At 72.4% G+C, this 16,546-nt stretch carries 15 protein-coding genes; 8 read left to right on the top strand and 7 right to left on the bottom strand.

The window, feature by feature from the left end:
• The first annotated feature begins 6 nt into the window (after window positions 1-6).
• Window positions 7-564 (top strand): hypothetical protein, encoded by a 558-nt coding sequence (locus ACYVJJ_RS10625; protein ID WP_460833425.1) that lies wholly within the window; start codon window positions 7-9, stop codon window positions 562-564.
• A 101-nt stretch (window positions 565-665) separates the two neighbouring features.
• Here ACYVJJ_RS10625 and ACYVJJ_RS10620 read toward each other — a convergent pair whose 3' ends face one another.
• Window positions 666-1,814 carry an aminotransferase class V-fold PLP-dependent enzyme gene (locus ACYVJJ_RS10620; RefSeq protein WP_460833423.1) on the bottom strand — a complete coding sequence of 383 codons (1,149 nt, stop codon included), beginning with the start codon at window positions 1,812-1,814 and terminating at the stop codon, window positions 666-668.
• A gap of 129 nt (window positions 1,815-1,943) precedes the next feature.
• On the opposite strand from ACYVJJ_RS10620, the gene egtB reads away from it, so the two are divergent.
• The 6 genes from egtB to ACYVJJ_RS10590 all read left to right on the top strand — a co-directional run bounded on the left by egtB (window position 1,944) and on the right by ACYVJJ_RS10590 (window position 8,575).
• Window positions 1,944-3,194 (top strand): ergothioneine biosynthesis protein EgtB, encoded by a 1,251-nt coding sequence (gene egtB, locus ACYVJJ_RS10615; protein ID WP_460833552.1) that lies wholly within the window; start codon window positions 1,944-1,946, stop codon window positions 3,192-3,194.
• Window positions 3,191-4,189 (top strand): L-histidine N(alpha)-methyltransferase, encoded by a 999-nt coding sequence (egtD, locus tag ACYVJJ_RS10610; protein ID WP_460833422.1) that lies wholly within the window; start codon window positions 3,191-3,193, stop codon window positions 4,187-4,189. Before egtB ends, egtD begins: the two co-directional genes overlap by 4 nt.
• On the top strand, window positions 4,186-5,148 hold the full coding sequence (locus ACYVJJ_RS10605; RefSeq protein WP_460833421.1) for an NAD(P)/FAD-dependent oxidoreductase: 963 nt from the start codon (window positions 4,186-4,188) through the stop codon (window positions 5,146-5,148). Before egtD ends, ACYVJJ_RS10605 begins: the two co-directional genes overlap by 4 nt.
• Window positions 5,149-5,199: 51 nt before the next feature.
• Window positions 5,200-6,042 carry an alpha/beta hydrolase gene (locus ACYVJJ_RS10600; RefSeq protein ID WP_460833419.1) on the top strand — a complete coding sequence of 281 codons (843 nt, stop codon included), beginning with the start codon at window positions 5,200-5,202 and terminating at the stop codon, window positions 6,040-6,042.
• 68 nt (window positions 6,043-6,110) lie between these two features.
• Complete coding sequence (locus ACYVJJ_RS10595; RefSeq protein WP_460833417.1) at window positions 6,111-7,355, top strand: TCR/Tet family MFS transporter; 1,245 nt, start codon at window positions 6,111-6,113, stop codon at window positions 7,353-7,355.
• Between the two features lie 56 nt (window positions 7,356-7,411).
• Window positions 7,412-8,575: a DNA topoisomerase IB gene (locus tag ACYVJJ_RS10590; protein WP_460833416.1), complete on the top strand. Its 1,164-nt coding sequence runs from the start codon at window positions 7,412-7,414 to the stop codon at window positions 8,573-8,575.
• A gap of 173 nt (window positions 8,576-8,748) precedes the next feature.
• On the opposite strand, the gene ACYVJJ_RS10585 is transcribed toward ACYVJJ_RS10590, so the two are convergent.
• The 5 genes from ACYVJJ_RS10585 to ACYVJJ_RS10565 all read right to left on the bottom strand — a co-directional run bounded on the left by ACYVJJ_RS10585 (window position 8,749) and on the right by ACYVJJ_RS10565 (window position 13,556).
• The gene (locus ACYVJJ_RS10585; protein WP_460833414.1) at window positions 8,749-9,066 is read right to left on the bottom strand and encodes an I78 family peptidase inhibitor; all 318 of its coding nucleotides are present in this window, start codon (window positions 9,064-9,066) and stop codon (window positions 8,749-8,751) included.
• A 66-nt stretch (window positions 9,067-9,132) separates the two neighbouring features.
• Window positions 9,133-9,456, bottom strand: coding sequence for an I78 family peptidase inhibitor (locus ACYVJJ_RS10580; RefSeq protein WP_460833412.1), 324 nt, complete (start codon window positions 9,454-9,456; stop codon window positions 9,133-9,135).
• A 56-nt stretch (window positions 9,457-9,512) separates the two neighbouring features.
• Window positions 9,513-10,475 carry a ribonuclease H-like domain-containing protein gene (locus ACYVJJ_RS10575; protein WP_460833410.1) on the bottom strand — a complete coding sequence of 321 codons (963 nt, stop codon included), beginning with the start codon at window positions 10,473-10,475 and terminating at the stop codon, window positions 9,513-9,515.
• Window positions 10,472-12,919 (bottom strand): DEAD/DEAH box helicase, encoded by a 2,448-nt coding sequence (locus tag ACYVJJ_RS10570; protein ID WP_460833551.1) that lies wholly within the window; start codon window positions 12,917-12,919, stop codon window positions 10,472-10,474. Before ACYVJJ_RS10570 ends, ACYVJJ_RS10575 begins: the two co-directional genes overlap by 4 nt.
• A gap of 142 nt (window positions 12,920-13,061) precedes the next feature.
• Window positions 13,062-13,556 (bottom strand): hypothetical protein, encoded by a 495-nt coding sequence (locus ACYVJJ_RS10565; RefSeq protein WP_460833408.1) that lies wholly within the window; start codon window positions 13,554-13,556, stop codon window positions 13,062-13,064.
• 216 nt (window positions 13,557-13,772) lie between these two features.
• Between ACYVJJ_RS10565 and ACYVJJ_RS10560 the strand changes: the two genes are divergently transcribed.
• Window positions 13,773-14,456: a L,D-transpeptidase family protein gene (locus tag ACYVJJ_RS10560; protein ID WP_460833406.1), complete on the top strand. Its 684-nt coding sequence runs from the start codon at window positions 13,773-13,775 to the stop codon at window positions 14,454-14,456.
• 63 nt (window positions 14,457-14,519) lie between these two features.
• Here the strand turns inward: ACYVJJ_RS10560 and ACYVJJ_RS10555 are convergent, their stop codons facing one another.
• Window positions 14,520-16,415: a beta-propeller domain-containing protein gene (locus ACYVJJ_RS10555; RefSeq protein ID WP_460833404.1), complete on the bottom strand. Its 1,896-nt coding sequence runs from the start codon at window positions 16,413-16,415 to the stop codon at window positions 14,520-14,522.
• Window positions 16,416-16,546: the final 131 nt, after the last annotated feature.

The raw sequence follows: 16,546 nt of genomic DNA, 5'->3' as shown, positions 1-16,546 counted from the left end.
CGGCGGATGCGGCCGGGCAGCGCGGCCGACCACCCGCAGCGCGTGCAGGCCGCCTTCGAGGCGGTGCGTGACCTGTGGATCGCCGAGGGCCGGCATGCCGCCCTCGCGCGCGTGATCCTGGCGAACTGGACGGCGGGCAATTGCGTCGACTTCATGGCACCGCTCACCGCGGTCTTGCTCGATGCACGTGAGCCCGAGCTGCATGCGCACCTGTGGCGACGCACGATCAAGCGCCAGGTCGACGGATTCTTCCACTGGCTCGGGCAGGTCCCCGGCCGGCCCACCTACCTCCGGCTGCGCAACCGGCCGACCACCGGCTTCGTCGAAGGTGATCAGGCGAGCTGCTGCGATGCGGAGCGCGTCGCCGCCGCCCTGCTGCAGCGTCTGAGCGCCGATCTCCACCGCTGGCGCCAGGAGCTGCGCAGTGCAGGCCTGCCCGCGGACGAGCCGGACCGCATCGAGCACCGACTGCTGCTGTTGAAGAAGCCCACGATCAAGCCCGGGCGATTCCCTGTCGGCGAGGCCACGAAGCCTGCGGCAGATGAGGCCACGCACTCCACCTGATGCGGCGGCGTCGTCGGTGCGCAGGCCGGCAGGGCGAGCCGAGCGCGGCACGCGACCGCACGACCCTCCGCCGCGCCGCGCGTACCGACGCCTACGTCGGGCTAGCGTGCCGCCACGAACGCGTCGGCGACGCGGTCGATGTCGGCCTCGTCGACGTGCAGGTGCGGCGCGAGTCGAAAGACGCCGTCGCGTTCCGTGCAGATGACCTGCGCCTGCATAAGCCGTTCACGCACCGCGGTGAGGCGCTCGGGCGGGGGTGCGACGCCGATCAGATGCGGCGACCCCGGTCGCTGCAGCCATGCGCCCACGCCGGCGCCGTCGAGGCGTGCCACGAGCCGCGCGGTCAACGGCGCAAGGCGCGTCGCGATCGCCGCGGGCGTCCACTCGAGCACCTGGCGCAGGCCCGCTTCGAGGACCGCCAGCCGCAGCGGGTCGGCGATCTCGCCGCCGTCGAGGCGCCGCGCGCCGGCGCGGTAGGGCGGCGCGGCATCCATGTCGAAGCGCCATGGCGCTAACGGCGCGCGCTGTTGCCAGTGCTGCTCCAACGGCACCACGCGCTCGCGCCATTCGGGCGCCACCCACAGCGGTACGAGGCCCTTGCCCGCCAGCAGCCACTTGTAGGCCACGCTCGCGACGAAGGCCGGACGCCAGCGTGCGACATCGCAGGGCAGCACGCCGAGGCTCTGGCTGAGGTCGAGCACGAGCGCCACGCCTTGCCGTTGCGCCGCCTCGGCGATCGCGTCGAGGTCGAGCACGCGGCCGTCGCGCCAGTGCACGGCCGACAGCACCAGGACATCGAGGCGCTCGCGGCCGAGGCGCTCGAGCAGGCGGGCGGTCGCGTCCTCGCGCGGCAGCGCGACGAGCCGCGCGCCCGCCTCCGCGCACCGGCGCTGCCACGGCAGCAGCGTCGAGGGGAACTCGCCCTCCAGCATCGCGACGACGTCGCCCGCGCGCAGCGGCGAGGCCGCCGCGGCGATCGCCATGCCGTGTGCGACCGAGGGCAGCAGCGCGACCGCGTCGGCATCGGCCCGTGCATCGGCGTGGAACAGCTGCGAGGCGAGTCCGCGCACGCGCTCGACGTCCGCCTCCCACGCATCCATCGCGGGCCGCCACGGCATGCGCCCGGCCGCCCACGCGGCGCGCCCCGCCGCATCGACCGCGCGCAGGCGCGGCGCATTCGACGCGGTGTCGAGGTAGAGCACGCCGTCGGGCAGGTCGAAGGCATCGCGGGCGGTGGTGAGATCGCGCATCGGCGGCACTGTAGCGGCGTCGATGCGGCGACGCGTGACCGACCCCTCACCCGGCCATCGCGACGCGCGGGCGAGGCTTGTCGCATGTCGATCCTCGATGCCCCGCCTGCCGCCGCGCGGGACGTCCCGATGCGTCCCCGCGCCGCCGACCTCGCCACGCGCCTTGCCGCGGTGCGGGCCCGCACCTGCGCGCTCGCCGCACCGATCGGGCCCGAGGACGCAATGCTGCAGTCGATGCCGGACGCGAGTCCCACCAAGTGGCACCTGGCGCACACCACATGGTTCTTCGAGAAGTTCGTGCTCTGCGAGCTGCCCGGCTATACCGTCCCCGAGCCGGACTGGCACGTGCTGTTCAACAGCTACTACCAGGGCGCCGGGCCGATGCACGAACGGCCGCGGCGCGGCCTGCTGTCGCGGCCGACGCTCGCGCAGGTGCGCGACTACCGTGCGCGCGTCGACGCATCGCTGCAGCAGGCACTCGTCCGCGGCGCGCTCGATCCCGTCCTGACGCAGCGCGTCGAGCTCGGCCTGCAGCACGAGCAGCAGCACCAGGAGCTGCTGCTCACCGACATCAAGCACGCGTTCTCGTGCAGTCCGCTGCTGCCCGCCTACCGCGACGATCTGCCCGCGCCGCGCGCGAGCGCAGGCGCGATGCGATGGCAGCGCTTCGACGAGGCGATCGTGGAGCTCGGCGCGCCATGCTGGCCCGATGCCGGCGACGCCTTCGCCTTCGACCTCGAATCGCCGCGTCACCGGGCACTCGTCGGTGCCTTCGCACTCGCCACGCGCCCGGTCACCTGCGGCGAGTTCCGCGACTTCGTGCGCGACGGCGGCTACCGCACGCCCACGCTGTGGCTGAGCGAAGGCTGGAACCGCCTGCGCAAGCACGGCTGGAAGCGCCCGCTGTACTGGCTCGACGACGAGCGCGAATTCACCCTCGGCGGCGTGCGCGAGTTGGACGCGGAGGCGCCGGTCGCGCACCTGTCCTACTACGAGGCCGATGCCTTCGCACGCTGGGCCGGCGCGCGCCTCCCCACCGAGGCCGAGTGGGAACGCGCGGCGCAGGGCGTCGCGGTCGAGGGCAACTTCGCCGAGCGCGACCTGCTGCAGCCGGCCCCGACGCCCGGCGAGGGCCTGCGCCAGCTGTTCGGCGACGTCTGGGAATGGACGTCGAGCGCATTCACGCCGTATCCGGGCTTCCGCCCCCTCGACGGCACGCTCGGCGAATACAACGGCAAGTTCATGGTGAGCCAGTGGGTGCTGCGCGGCGGCAGCTGCGCGAGTCCGGCGAGCCACCTGCGCGCCAGCTACCGCAACTTCTTTCCGCCGTGGGCGCGCTGGCAATTCGCCGGCCTGCGCCTGGCCCGGGACATCGCATGAGCCTGATCCACGCCCCTTCGCGCCTGCGCGCGCTGCCCTTCCAGCCCGCGCTGCTCGACCTCTGCCCCACGCCCGACGACCTGCGCGGCGACGTGCTCGCCGGCCTCGCGGGCACGCCGAAGACGCTGCCGTCGAAATACTTCTACGACGCGCGTGGCTCGCAGCTGTTCGAGGAGATCACCCGGCAGCCCGAGTACGACCTCACGCGCGTGGAACTCGCACTGCTGCAGCGGGCGATGCCGGCGATCCGCGCCGCCGTCGGCGCCGACGCGCACGTCGTCGAATACGGCAGCGGCAGCGGGCGCAAGACGCAGGTGCTGCTCGGTGGACTGGCTTCGCCCGTTGCCTACACGCCGGTGGAGATCTCGCGCGAGACGCTGCTCGATGCTACGCAACGGCTCGCCTACGCGTTTCCCGAAGTGCAGATGCTGCCCGTCTGCGCCGACTTCACCCGGCCGGTGCCACTGCCGCCCCCGCTCGAGCCCGCCGCGCGCACGCTGGTGTTCTTCCCGGGCTCCACGCTCGGCAACTTCGACGCGATCGCTTCGGTCGAGCTGCTCGATGCGATGCGCGAGACGATGGGCGGGGGCGGCTGCGCGCTGCTCGGCATCGACCTCGTCAAGGACGTCGCGACGATGGAGGCCGCCTACAACGACGCGGCCGGGGTCACCGCGGCGTTCACCCTCAACCTGCTCGCACGCATCAACCGCGAGGTCGGCGCGGATTTCGACCGCCGCCGCTTCGCGCACCGCGCGGTGTACTCAGCCGAGCGCTCGCGCATCGAGACGGCCCTGGTGAGCCGCTGCGCGCAGGTCGTGCACGTCGCCGGCCACGCCGTGCACTTCGAGGCGGGCGAGCCGATCTTTGTTGAGATCTCGCACAAGTACACGGACGCCGACTTCGACACGCTCGTCGCGCGTGCCGGCCTGCGCACCTGCGCGCGCTGGAACGCGCCGGGCGACGGCTTCGGCCTGCGACTTCTGGAGCACGCATGAGCGACCCCGGGATCCTCGACTGCCTGATCGTGGGCGCCGGGCCGGGCGGCCTGACCTGCGCGACGTATCTCGTGCGCTACCACCGGCGCATCCTCGTCGTCGACGCCGGCAAGAGCCGCGCGCGCTGGATCCCCACGTCGCACAACTGCCCCGGCTTCCCCCAGGGGGTGCACGGCACGACGCTGCTCGCCCAGCAGCGCGAGCAGGCGGAGGGCTACGGCGCACGGATCGAGACGGCCTGCATCGCGCAGCTCGCGAAGGACGGCGACCTCTTCGAGGCGACCGCCGCCGACGGCCGGCGCTGGCGCGCGCGCCACGTGATCCTTGCCACCGGCATCGAGGACGTGATGCCGCCGCTCGAGGGGCTCGAGCAGGGCATCGCCGCCGGCGCGGTCCGCCTGTGCCCGGTCTGCGACGGCTACGAGGCGAGCGACTGCCGCGTCGCCGTCTACGGCCCCATCGAGGATACGATCGGCCATGCGCTGTTCCTGCGGACGTTCTCCGAGGACGTCAGCCTGATCACCAGCGACGATGCCCCCGCCTCCGCGGAGACCGCACGCAAGGCGTTCGACGCGGGCATCGCCGTGTATCCCACGCCGGCATCGCTCGCCTTCGAAGCCGACGGCGCGGTCGCGTGCTTCGCCGACGGCACCGACCTGCGCTTCGACACGCTCTATCCGACGCTCGGCAGCCGGCCGCATTCCGCGCTCGCCGGGCAGGTGGGCGCACGACTCGACGCGCAGGGCGAGATCGAGGTCGACCAGCACTGCCAGACGAGCGTCGACGGCCTGTACGCGGTGGGCGACGTGGTCAGTGCGCTCAACCAGATCGCGGTCGCGGTCGGCCACGCGGCGATCGCGTCGACCGCCGTGCACAACCGCCTGCCGCGCAACTGGCGCGAGCGCCGCGACCTGCAGGCCGATACCGCGGCGGCGCTGCCCTCGCCGGACGGCGCGTGAGCCCGCGATCGCGGTCGGCATAATCGGCGTTCCGCCCGGCAAGGACGCCCGATGCCCCTGCGCACCCTCATCACCGCGGTACTCGCGACGGGCCTGCTCGCCGGCTGCGTCGTGCGCATCGCCGAGCACAACATCGTCCGCCCGCGCCCGGGCGCGCCCGTCGAGGCCGGCACGATCGCCGAAGGCGGCTGGACGGTCGAACCGCTCGCCGTCGAGACCGCGAACGGCGTGCTGCGCGGCGCGCGTTTCCATCGGCCCGGCGCGCGGGCGACGGTGCTGTACTTCGGTGGCAACGGCTTCGTGCTCGCGCAGCACCACTCGCATGTGCTGAAGACCTATCGCGACCTGCCCGTCGACGTGATCGCCTTCGACCACCGCGGCTACGGCGCGAGCACGGGCACCGCCACGCTCGATGCGCTGCTCGCCGACGGCGTCGCCCTGTTCGACCGCGCGCACGGCCTGCCGGACGTCGCCGCGCGCCCGCTCGTGATCCACGGCCACTCGCTCGGCAGCTTCGTCGCCGGGCATGTCGCCGAGGTGCGGCGGCTCGATGCGCTGGTGCTCGAGGCCACCGCCACGACGGCCGAGGACTGGATCGGCGGCTTCACCGGCTTGCCGTGGTACGTGCGGCGCGTCGAGCCCGACCGGCGCCTGGCCGGCCGCGGCAATGCCGCGCTGATGCCGGTGCTCGACGAGCCGCTGCTGCTGGTGGCCGGCGAGCGCGACGCCACCACGCGCCCGGCGATGGCGCGGGCGCTGTACGACGCCGCCGCCGTGCCGGCCGCACGGAAGGAACTGCTCGTCGTGCCCGGCGCCGGGCACATGGACGCCACGCGGCAGCCGGCGTACGCGCCGGCCTTCCTGCGCCTGCTCGACCGCGCGGCGGCGCGGTGAAGCCGGCACGGGCCAGCGCCGCCCGCGGGCGCTAGACTCGCCCGCTCGCCGCATCACCCCGGAACCCCGTGGACGCCTCGACCCCGCACGGCACCGCGCGCCGCGCCGCGCTCGCCTTCATCTTCGTCACCGTGCTGATCGACGTGCTGGCGTTCGGCCTGATCATCCCGGTGCTGCCGCACCTGGTCGAATCCTTCGTCGGCGGTGACACCGAGCACGCCGCCTACTGGATCGGCCTGTTCGGTACCGTCTTCGCGGCGATCCAGTTCGTGACCTCGCCGATCCAGGGCGCGCTGAGCGACCGCTTCGGCCGTCGCCCGGTGATCCTGCTGTCCTGCCTGGGCCTCGGGCTCGACTTCATCTTCATGGCGCTCGCGCCGTCGCTGATGTGGCTCATGGTCGGCCGGATCATTTCGGCGATCACCTCGGCGAGCTTCACCACGGCGAATGCCTACATCGCCGACGTCACCGCGCCGGCCGACCGCGCCAAGAGCTTCGGCATGATCGGCGCCGCCTTCGGCCTGGGCTTCATCGTCGGCCCGCTGATGGGCGGCCTGCTCGGCGACATCGACCATCGCCTGCCGTTCTGGGCGGCGGCGGTGCTCGCGCTGGCGAACTTCCTCTACGGCCTGTTCGTGCTGCCGGAGTCGCTGCCGAAGGAGAAGCGCACGCCGAAGTTCGACTGGTCGCATGCCCGGCCGATGGGCTCGGTGCACCTGCTCCGGCGCTATCCGCAGATCTGGGGGCTCGCCGCGGTGGTGCTGCTCGCGAACATGGCGCACTACGTCTACCCGAGCACGTTCGTGCTGTTCGGCGACGAGCGCTACGGCTGGGACGAGAAGCAGGTCGGCTACGTCCTCGCGCTGGTCGGCGTGCTCAGCGTGATCGTCAACGCAGTGCTGGTGGGCCGGATCGTCAAGCGCCTCGGCGAGCGGCGCACGCTGCTGCTGGGACTGGGCTGCGGCGTGTTCGGCTTCGGGGCATATGCGATGGCGACGTCGCCGTGGCTGTTCCTCGCCGCGATGCCGGTCAGCTCGCTGTGGGCGCTCGCGCAGCCGGCCACGCAGGCGCTGATCACGCGCGAGGTCGGCCCCGAGGCGCAGGGCCGCATGCAGGGCGCCATCATGAGCCTGGTGAGCCTGGCCGGCATCGTCGCGCCCGCACTGTTCGCCGGCACGTTCGGCTGGTTCATCGGGAAGAACGCGCCGGTCTACCAGCCCGGCGCCGCCTTCTTCCTCGCCGCGATCGTGCTCGGCAGCGCGCTGCTCATCGCGATGCGCCACGCACCGCGTCCGCAGCCCACCACCGCCTGAACCGGCCCGCGCGCTTGCCGCGCCGTTGACGCGGTGCTGCGGATGCTCGGCCGTCCATGGACGTCGATTCCGCACCCGGCCCGGCCGACAACGTGCAGGCCGCGAAGCAGGCGGGCCTGGTCTACGTCTGTGACACCGCGCCGGGCATCCGCCGCCGCAAGCGGGGCGACGGCTTCGCCTACACCGGTGCCGACGGCCGCCCCGTGCGCGACGCAGCCACGCTCGCGCGGATCCGCGCGCTCGCGATCCCGCCGGCCTATACGGATGTGTGGATCTGCGCCGACCCGCAGGGCCACCTGCAGGCCACCGGCCGCGACGCCCGCGGCCGCAAGCAGTACCGCTACCACCCCGACTGGGCGAGCGTGCGCGGCGACGGCAAGTTCGAGCGGATCGTGGCGTTCGGCGAGGCCCTGCCCAAGCTGCGCCGGCGGCTTTCCCGGGACCTCAAGGCGGCGGGCTTCCCCCGCGAGAAGGTGCTCGCGATCGTGGTCTCGGTGATGGCGCGCACGCTGATCCGCGTGGGCAACGACGCCTACGCGCGCAGCAACAAGTCCTTCGGCCTGACCACCCTGCGCAACCGCCACGTGGGCTTCCTGCGCGGTGGCCGCGCGAAGTTCTCGTTCCGCGGCAAGTCCGGCCTGGAGCACGAGATCGTGCTCGACGACGCGAACCTCGCCCGGCTCGTGCAGCGATGCCAGCAACTGCCGGGGCAGGCCCTGTTCCAATACCAGGACGACGACGGGAACGTGCAGCCCGTGGGCTCGGCGCAGGTCAACGACTACCTGCGCGAGGCGATGGGCGAGGCATTCACCGCCAAGGACTTCCGCACCTGGGGCGGCACGCTCGCCGCGATCGAGCGCTTCGCCGCGATCGAACTGCCCGGGGACGCGAGCGACCGTGCGCTCGCCTCGATCGAGAAGCAGGTCGTCAGTGAGGTCGCGACACTGCTCGGCAACACGCCGTCGGTCTGCCGCAAGGCCTACATCGATCCCGCGGTCTTCGCGGCCTGGCGCGAAGGGCGGCTCCAGCGCGACTGCGCCGGCGTGCGCAACTGGGAGCGGGCGGCGCTTGCCTTCCTGCGCGCCGCGCATCGCGCGCCGAAGGCGGGATCGCGACGCACCCGTGCCCGCGAGGCGCCAGCCGCACGCGTGAGTGCACGCGGACGCACCGCGCCTGCGCGGCGATCGGGCGCAACCCGGACGGTCGCGGTCGCGCCCTGATCGATCCGTAGGCGAAGCGCCCGACCGACGCGATCGGAAGACCGCGCCACTCTGTCAGTGCAACGACGTGGACACCGTGCGGGGACCGAACGCAGCCCCTGTCGATCGCTCCGTCGATGCGTCGCGCCGCCGCTGCGATCGAATGCACCGCGGCCGCGCGACGCCGCCGCGGCTCAGCCGCAGCGGATGTGCGTCATGACATTCTTCTCGTCGACGTCGATGTTCAGGCGGCCCTCGATGTACTCCATCGTGACCATCATCCCCGGCTTGATGATGCGCGCGATGCGCGCACCGGCGAGCGTCCGCGCCTGTTCGACGTTCGCGGCCGTCGCCACCTGCCCGACCATCGTCTGGGCGGGAGCGGCATTGCAGGACGCGGTGCCGTCCGACGGAGGATTGGGATCGCTCATGGGCGGGGCGGCGGTGGTGCTGCAGGCGGCCAGCGCGGCCACGGCGAATGCGATCAGGACGGGTCGGGCGATGGGCATCATGCGGCAGGCGCTCCGGGTCGGGAGCGGGCGACGCTAGCGGCGGGCCGCGTAATGCGGCGTCAACGCTCAGCCGCAGGTCGCGCGCGCGATGATGCTGCGCTCGTCGAGCTCCAGGCTCAGGCGGTCGCTGCGCACGCGGGTGTCGGTCGCATCCCCGGGCATGCGCAGATGCACCGTCTCGCTGCCGCTGGCCTGGCGGGCCTGCTCGACGATCTCGGCGCTCGCCGCGCGGCCGACCCAGCGGTCGGCATTGCCCGGCTGGCAGGCCGAAGGCGTGCCGGCGTCGGCGGGCGGCATCACGCTGCACGCGGCGACGGATGCGATCAGCACGACGACCGGGACGAGCAGGCGGGGAAAGGCGGCATCGTTGGGGTTCGCGTGCAGGGCCATCGGGCGCTCTCCCGGGGAGGAGGCTTCAGACTGGGTTGCACGTTGTCGTCGGGGCGTCAAGACCGTTCAGGCCGTTCATCGCACAGGCACAACATCAGCTCAGCGAGCGTTGCGACGTCCTGACGGTTGTGCTCGGCGACGCGCCGCAGGTTGGTCGAAGCCCCGCCACGGAGGAACGACAGCCAGGCCGCAGGCGCCTGCGAGCCGGGCAGGTCGTCCTCGCGGAGGATGCGCAGCGCCTCGCGCTCGATGGTCGCGAGCCGGCAGTTTTCCCAACGCCCCCGCCAGCGGCGGCGCGAGGGATGCAGCAGGTCGAGGTGGTCGAGCCCGTGCAGGGCGTCGGGCAGTCGCGCAAGGCGATAGCGCGTGCGCAGCAGCGGTGCGTCGTAGCTGCGGCCGTTGTAGCTCGCGAGCACCGTCGACGGCGCGAGCCACGAGGCGAACTCGCGCAGCATCGCGCGCTCGGCGGCCATGTTCGCGATCAGCAGCTGGCGCACGCGCAGCGCGCCGTCGAACCAGTCAGCCGCGCCGATCATGAAGGCGCGCGTGCCGGTGCCGCCGGCGAGCCCGGTGGTCTCCGTGTCGAAGAACAGCAGGTCGTGCGCGTCGACGTGGCCGTCGCGGCGCGCGAAGGCGAGCGGCAGCGGAAGATCGGGCGGCGTGCGCACCACGCGGGATTCGATCAGCCACAGCCCCTCGTCGATCTCCGTACCGGGCAGCGACCGATCGCGCGAACGTGCACGTGCGGGCGCGGGTCCGCGCTCGCGCAGGCCGAGCAGCCGGCGCAGGGCGTCGGTCGCGGCCGGATCGCGCGCAGCGCCGGCGCCGGCGTGGGGCGGGGCGGTCGGCACCGACTTCGCATCCGTCGCGAGCACGGCATCCCACGGTGCGACGGCAGCGGCCGACACGACCGGTGGCTCGCGCAGCGCGGACGGCACCGATGAGGCGGTCGGTGGCGCGGCGTCGGTCGCGCCCGCCTGGCGCTTGAGCGCACGCAGGCGATCGAGGGTGAGCGTCATGCGTCGCGCTCCAGTGCGCGCGCCGACGCCTCGGCCTCGAGCGCTTCGCGGCCGCGCGCGAGCAGCGTGAGCACGCGGCGCGCGAGCGCCTTCGGCGAGGCCGCCGCATCACGCTCCTCGTCGCCGGCGAGCACCGGGCCGACGCACGCCGGGCAGCCCGCACGGCAGTCGCAACGCTCGACGAGTTCCACGGCGCGCTGCACGAGTTCGGCCTGGCGCGTCCACAGCGGCTCGCTGAGCCCGACGCCGCCGGGGAAGTTGTCGTAGAGGTAGATCGTCGGCACGAACTGCTGCAGCTCGAAGGGTGCGAGCTCCTGTCCTTCGCCGCCGCGGACCTGCCCGCGCCCGTTCGCATCGCTCGTGGCGAACCACGCGCCGTCGCCGTTGCCGACCGCCTTCTGCAGGTCGCGCGCATCGGCCATCACCGCGAGCGTGGCGACCACGTGCAGCGCGTAGCCGGCGCCGAGGAAGCCATCCAACGCATCCTGCCGCGAGGCGAACCAGGCCAGCAGTTGCGGCTGGGGCAGTTGCCACCAGGCCGCGGTGGTATGCAGCTCCTGGTCGGGCAGGGTGACCGGGCCGTAGCCGATGTTCTCGTGCGTGTAGTAGCGAATCTTCTTGTAGCCGGCCACGCGCCGGACCACGTGCACCTCGCCGTGGTGCGCGGAGCCGTCGCCGGCGGTGCCGCGGTCGAACTCCGCGAGCACCTTGAGCTTCGTGTAGTCGATGGAGTCGGTGTAGTAATCCACGAACGTGCGCGTCACGTAGGCCTTGCGGCCCTCCCAGTCGAGGCGCTCCACCTGGTAGGGCGTGGACTGCACCATGTGGATCGCGCCTTCGTAGAGCGTGAGCGCGGCGGCGGAGTAGTCGACCTCGGCGATGATCTGCTGGCGGCCGTCGGTGCGGTCGACGACGACGAAGTTGCCGTCCGCGACCGAGCGCAGCGACACCGCGTTCGCGGGATAGCTGTCGGCAATCCACTCCCAGCGGTCGCCCTCGCGATGCACCACCTCGCTCTCGGCGAGCGCTTCGAGGTACAGCTCCGGCTCGATCGGGCCGAAACGCTCGTCCGCCACGAACGGCAGCTCGAACGCCGCGCAGCGGATGTGGTCGAACAGGATCAGCGGCTGGTTCGGCGCGATGCGCGCATGTTCGGGCGATGCCTCGATGAAGAACTCGGGATGGCGCACGACGTACTGGTCGAGCGGCTGCGAGTTGGCCACCATCACGCCGAGCGAAGGCTGCTGCCGGCGGCCCGCGCGACCGAAGCGCTGCCACGTGGCAGCGACCGAGCCGGGATAGCCGTTGAGGATCACCACGTCGAGCGCGCCGATGTCCACGCCGAGCTCGAGCGCAGAGGTGCTGACGATGCCGTCGATGTGGCCGGCGCGCATCGAGCGCTCGACCTCGCGGCGCTCGGTCGGAAGATACCCGCCGCGATACGCGCGGATGCGCGCAGGTTTACGCGGATCGTTGTCGAAGACGTCCTTGAGGTACTTGGTCAGCACCTCGACCATCAGCCGCGTCTGCGCGAACACCAGCGTCTTCAGGCCCGACTTGATGGCGAGCCGCGCGATGCGGTTGCTCTGCGAGCGGGCGCTTGCGCGCAGGCCGAGGTCCGGATTGACCACCGGCGGGTTCCACAGCAGCACGTGCTTGTCGCCGGTGGGCGCGCCCGACTCGGTGATCGCGGTGACGCGCGCCTCGATCAGCCCTTCCGCATGCTGCTGCGGATTGCCGATCGTGGCCGAGCACAGGATGAACTGCGGATTCGCGCCGTAGAACGCGCAGATGCGCTTGAGCCGGCGCAGCACGTTGGTGACGTGGCTGCCGAACACGCCGCGATAGGTATGCACCTCGTCGATCACCACGAACGAAAGGTTCTCGAAGAACTGCGCCCACTTGGTGTGGTGCGGCAGGATCCCCTGGTGGAGCATGTCGGGATTGCTCACCACGATGTCGCCGTGCAGGCGGATCGCCTGCCGCGCATCGCCGGGCGTATCGCCGTCGAAGGTAAAGGCCTTGAGCCCGAGATCACCGGCGCGAGAGAGATCGAGCAGCTCGGCGACCTGGTCCTGCGCGAGCGCCTTGGTGGGAAACAGGTACAGCGCCTTCGCGCCGCGCTCCATGGCCGCGGTCACCACCGGCAGCGTGTAGCAGAGCGACTTGCCCGAGGCGGTGGGGGTGACGACGACGAGATGCTCGCCGCGCCGCGCGGCGGCCCAGGCCTCGGCCTGGTGGCTGTAGAGCCGCTCGATGCCGCGCGACTTCAGCGCACCGGCGAGCGCGGCCGGTACGTCGGCCGGCAGTTCCGCATAGCGGCCGTCGCGGCCGGGAATCGAGAAGTGGCCGGTGATGCGATCGCCGTAGCGGCGCGCCAGCGCCTGGGTGAGGCCGGCGCCGTCGCGGCGCTCGCTTCGCGGCGCGAGTGCGGTCGGGAACATCGATGCGGCATCGCCGTTCGCTGCACCCGCCTCGGGATCCTGCGCCACCAGCCCGTTCGCCATGTCCGCTCCTCGTGTCGACGGAGCGGATTGGGCCGGATCGACGTCGCAGCCTGTGAGACCCAGACCGCGGTGAGACGGGCTACGCCTCCGCGGCGTCGAGCACGCGGCGCGTCCGCGCGCGCAGCAGGCGCGGCGTCGCGAGCCCGATCCCCCTGGCGCGGCCGTGCGTGTACAGCGTGACGTGCGGCGGCGGCACCGCGACCTGGCGACCGAGCAGCTCGCCGAGCCAGCGATGGAAAAAGGGCAGGGCCGGAAGCTCGACGAGCTCGATGATCGAGGCGACCGGGCCGCGCCTGCCGTCGTCGCCGGTGCACGAGGCCTCGATCAGGCGACGCTCGCCGGTGTAGGCGTGCGACCAGTCGAGCGCCTCGAAGGCCGGCCGCGTCGCGGCCTCGAGCCGGCCGCCGAGCGCGCGACGCAGCTCCGCGCCCAAGGCACGCCCGACGAGCGTGACGTGGAGTTCGTCCTTGGGCTGGAAGCGTCGGCCGTCGATCTCGACCGATTGCGCGGGCGGCGCGTCGTCGAGGGCGAGCAGGAGCGTGTCGTCATCGGACCAGCCGGGCCAGCGTGCCATGGCATCGCTCCATCGCATGGGGGTGATCGCAGTGAAGCACGCGTTCGTGGAGGCGACGACAAGGGCCGCTCGACGCATGCGTTCAGCGGCGAGCACGCGACATGCAGCGCGGATCAACGCCCGTGCACATTCGACCGCGTTTTCCACGGTTTCGTTAAGCGCGCGGTCGCCTTGGTCAAGCGCGCCCTGATGCGGCGATCGCTAGCGTCGTGAGCCATGAAGACGACCCTCGCGAAGACCGATCCGTACGCGGCGCTGCGGCGCACCGCGCTCCATCTCGCCGCCGCCACCGCGCTCGCGCTCGGCACCGTCGGCATCGCCCGCGCCGACGACGATGCCCCTGCAGCCGTCGAAGCGGCGCGCGACCTGAGGCCGGGCCAGTACGAATGGACGCCCGAGGTGTCCGCGACCGGGCCCGTCGTGGTCGTCGTCAGCCTGCCCGAGCAGATGGCGCACGTGTACCGCGGCGGCGTGCGCATCGGCCGCTCGACGATCAGCAGCGGAAAGCCGGGGCATGAGACGCCACCCGGCGTCTACCCGATCCTGCAGAAGCGCGAGCGCCATTTCTCCAACAAGTACAACAATGCGCCGATGCCCTACATGCAGCGGCTGACCTGGGACGGCATCGCGTTGCACGCGGGCGCGATCCCGGGGCGTCCCGCCTCGCACGGCTGCGTGCGCCTGCCGCTCGAATTCGCCAAGGCGCTGTTCCAGGTGACCGACCTCGACATGACCGTGGTGGTCGCCGACGAGACGACCCACAGCGCGCGCGTGCTCTCGCCCGGTGACACCGTGCCGGTCGACTGGGTGACCGGCCGCGAGATGGGCGACGATCTGCGCCCCGTGGCCGCAGCGGGCAACGCCGCGGAGGCCGTGGCCGCACACGTCGACGCGCGCTGAAGACTCGGAGCCTCCCGGATCGGGGAGGGTGGAGGGCCCGCCGCGAGGCGGGCCTTTTTTTGCTCAGCGGGCGATCGCGACGCCCGGGCTGAAGTCGAGGCGCCGTCGCTCGACGATGCGGCCGTCGACTTCGCGGCCCTCGACGAGCTCGTAGCCCAGCAGCGCGAAGACGCGATCCCCGATGAAGATCGGGCGCGCATCGCCGTACCAGTCGACGCAGCTCGCACGGCAGCCGTCGTCCGCGTGGCGCGGATCGCGCCGCGCGTCGAGGCGGCCGAGCGGCGACAGTGCAAGGCTGCGATTGCGCAGGTAGAGCACCGAGGCTTCGGATTCGCCGCGCTGGATGGGCAGGCCGAGCACGCCGTCCTCGCTGCTGCGCGGGCGATAGAAAAAACCATGCGTGCGGCTCTCGCCCTGGCGCGCGCCGGGCTGCGTGTAGACATCGGCGAGGCGTGCCGTGGTGCCGAGGTCGACCGAGGTGAAGCGCAGGTCGGCGCCGTCGCCGCCGACCAGCAGCGCATCCTCCCCGAGCGCCTCGATTCTCTCGAGCGCATGCGTGGGCCGCAGCGGCACGACCGGCTCGCGCGTCGCATAGCGCACCGCGTGGGCGCCGCCTTGCCCGCCGTAGATCAGCCAGTCGCCGACGTACCGGTTCTGCGTGCCCCAGCCGAGGTCGCCATCGAGCAGGCGATAGTGGCGGCGCGTGGCCGTCGCGCGCGCATCGCCGAATGTCGCAACCGGCACGCGCAGCAGCGCCGGGCGCCCGTGGTCGGCCTCGGCCGCCCACATGCCCCGGCGGTTCTCGTCGCCGACCAGCACGTGCAGCCAGCCGTCGCGCTCGAGGAAGGCCATCTGGTCGACAGGCGCACCCCAGGCGCGCAGTGCGCGCGGGGCCGTGCCGTCGAGCGGCATGCGGAAGATCGCGGCATCGGGCGCCGCGCCGTCGACGTCCTCGCGTGTGGTCCAGACGTAGACGGCGTCGCCGGCGACGTAGAACTCGCGGCTCGACGGGCCGAGCACTGCGGTCGCGTCGCAGTCGAGCGCCCTCGCCGCGAGGTCGCAAGTCACCACGGTGTGCAGCACGGCGTCGTCCGGATCGAGCGCGAGGCCGCTGCGGTAGATGCGCTGAGCCGGCAGGAGCCGCTCGAATGCGGCGTCGGTGCGGCCGTTCCAACGGCGCAGGCCGGGCAGGCGCACGCCGTCGTCGTCGGCATACAGGTCGACCGGCGTGTAGAACACCAGCGTGTCGCCCACGAGACGGCTCGCGTAGTTGCGCGAGGAGTAGTAGTCATTGCCCTGCAGGTGGTGCGTGGCGCGATGGCGCAGGCCGCCGCGCGCGTCGAGGTCGAACAGGCCGATCTCGGTCCCGCCGCGGTCGTAGCTGTAGCCGATCACCACGACGGTGTCGTCGCTGACCAGCATCTCGTCGTACCAGGCGCCGTCCGGATCGATGCCGGGGCCGAAGGCGTCGACGGTCGCGACCGGCTCGAGGCGGTCACCGCCGATGCGCAGGGTGAACAGGCGGCCGCGGCGCAGCACGACCAGGAAGTCGCCCTGCTTCTTGACGATGCCGCCCTCGTCGACACCCTGGGTCTGGACGTTGGTGATGCCATCGGCGGCGGGACTGCCCGCCACGTCCTCCGCGGTGATCCGCGTGCCGGTCACCTGCACGCGGTCGAGGTTGTCGGCGGACTCCGCCTGCGCGGTGGCCGCGGGTGCGACGGAGGGCGGGGGCGCGGGCGGGGGAACGGCCGCGGTCGGCACCGGGGCGTAGGCGGCACGGCGGCGCTTCGCCTCGCGCTCGGCGCGTGCCTCCGCGTCCGCGATCCAGCCACGGAATTGCGCCTCGCTGCGGAACGGCACGAGCGCGCGCTCGCCGGCCTGCGCCGGAGGTGTGCAGGCGCTCGACGACAGGACGGCGAGTACGGCGCATGCAATGATGGTCGGGATGGTCTTCATGGGCTCTCCTGGGGCCAGGTCAGCCTATCCAACGCACGGCATGGGCACACGGGGTGAGGCACGAAGCACCCAGTGTGCCGTCCGTCGCTGCCGTCAGGTCATGCCGCCCTCGACCGCACGCGTGCGCGCCA

It is taken from the genome of Lysobacter humi (ex Lee et al. 2017) (genome assembly GCF_054781815.1).
Note: the sequence above shows the minus strand (reverse complement) of the source record. Positions and strands in the feature narration are given on the sequence as shown.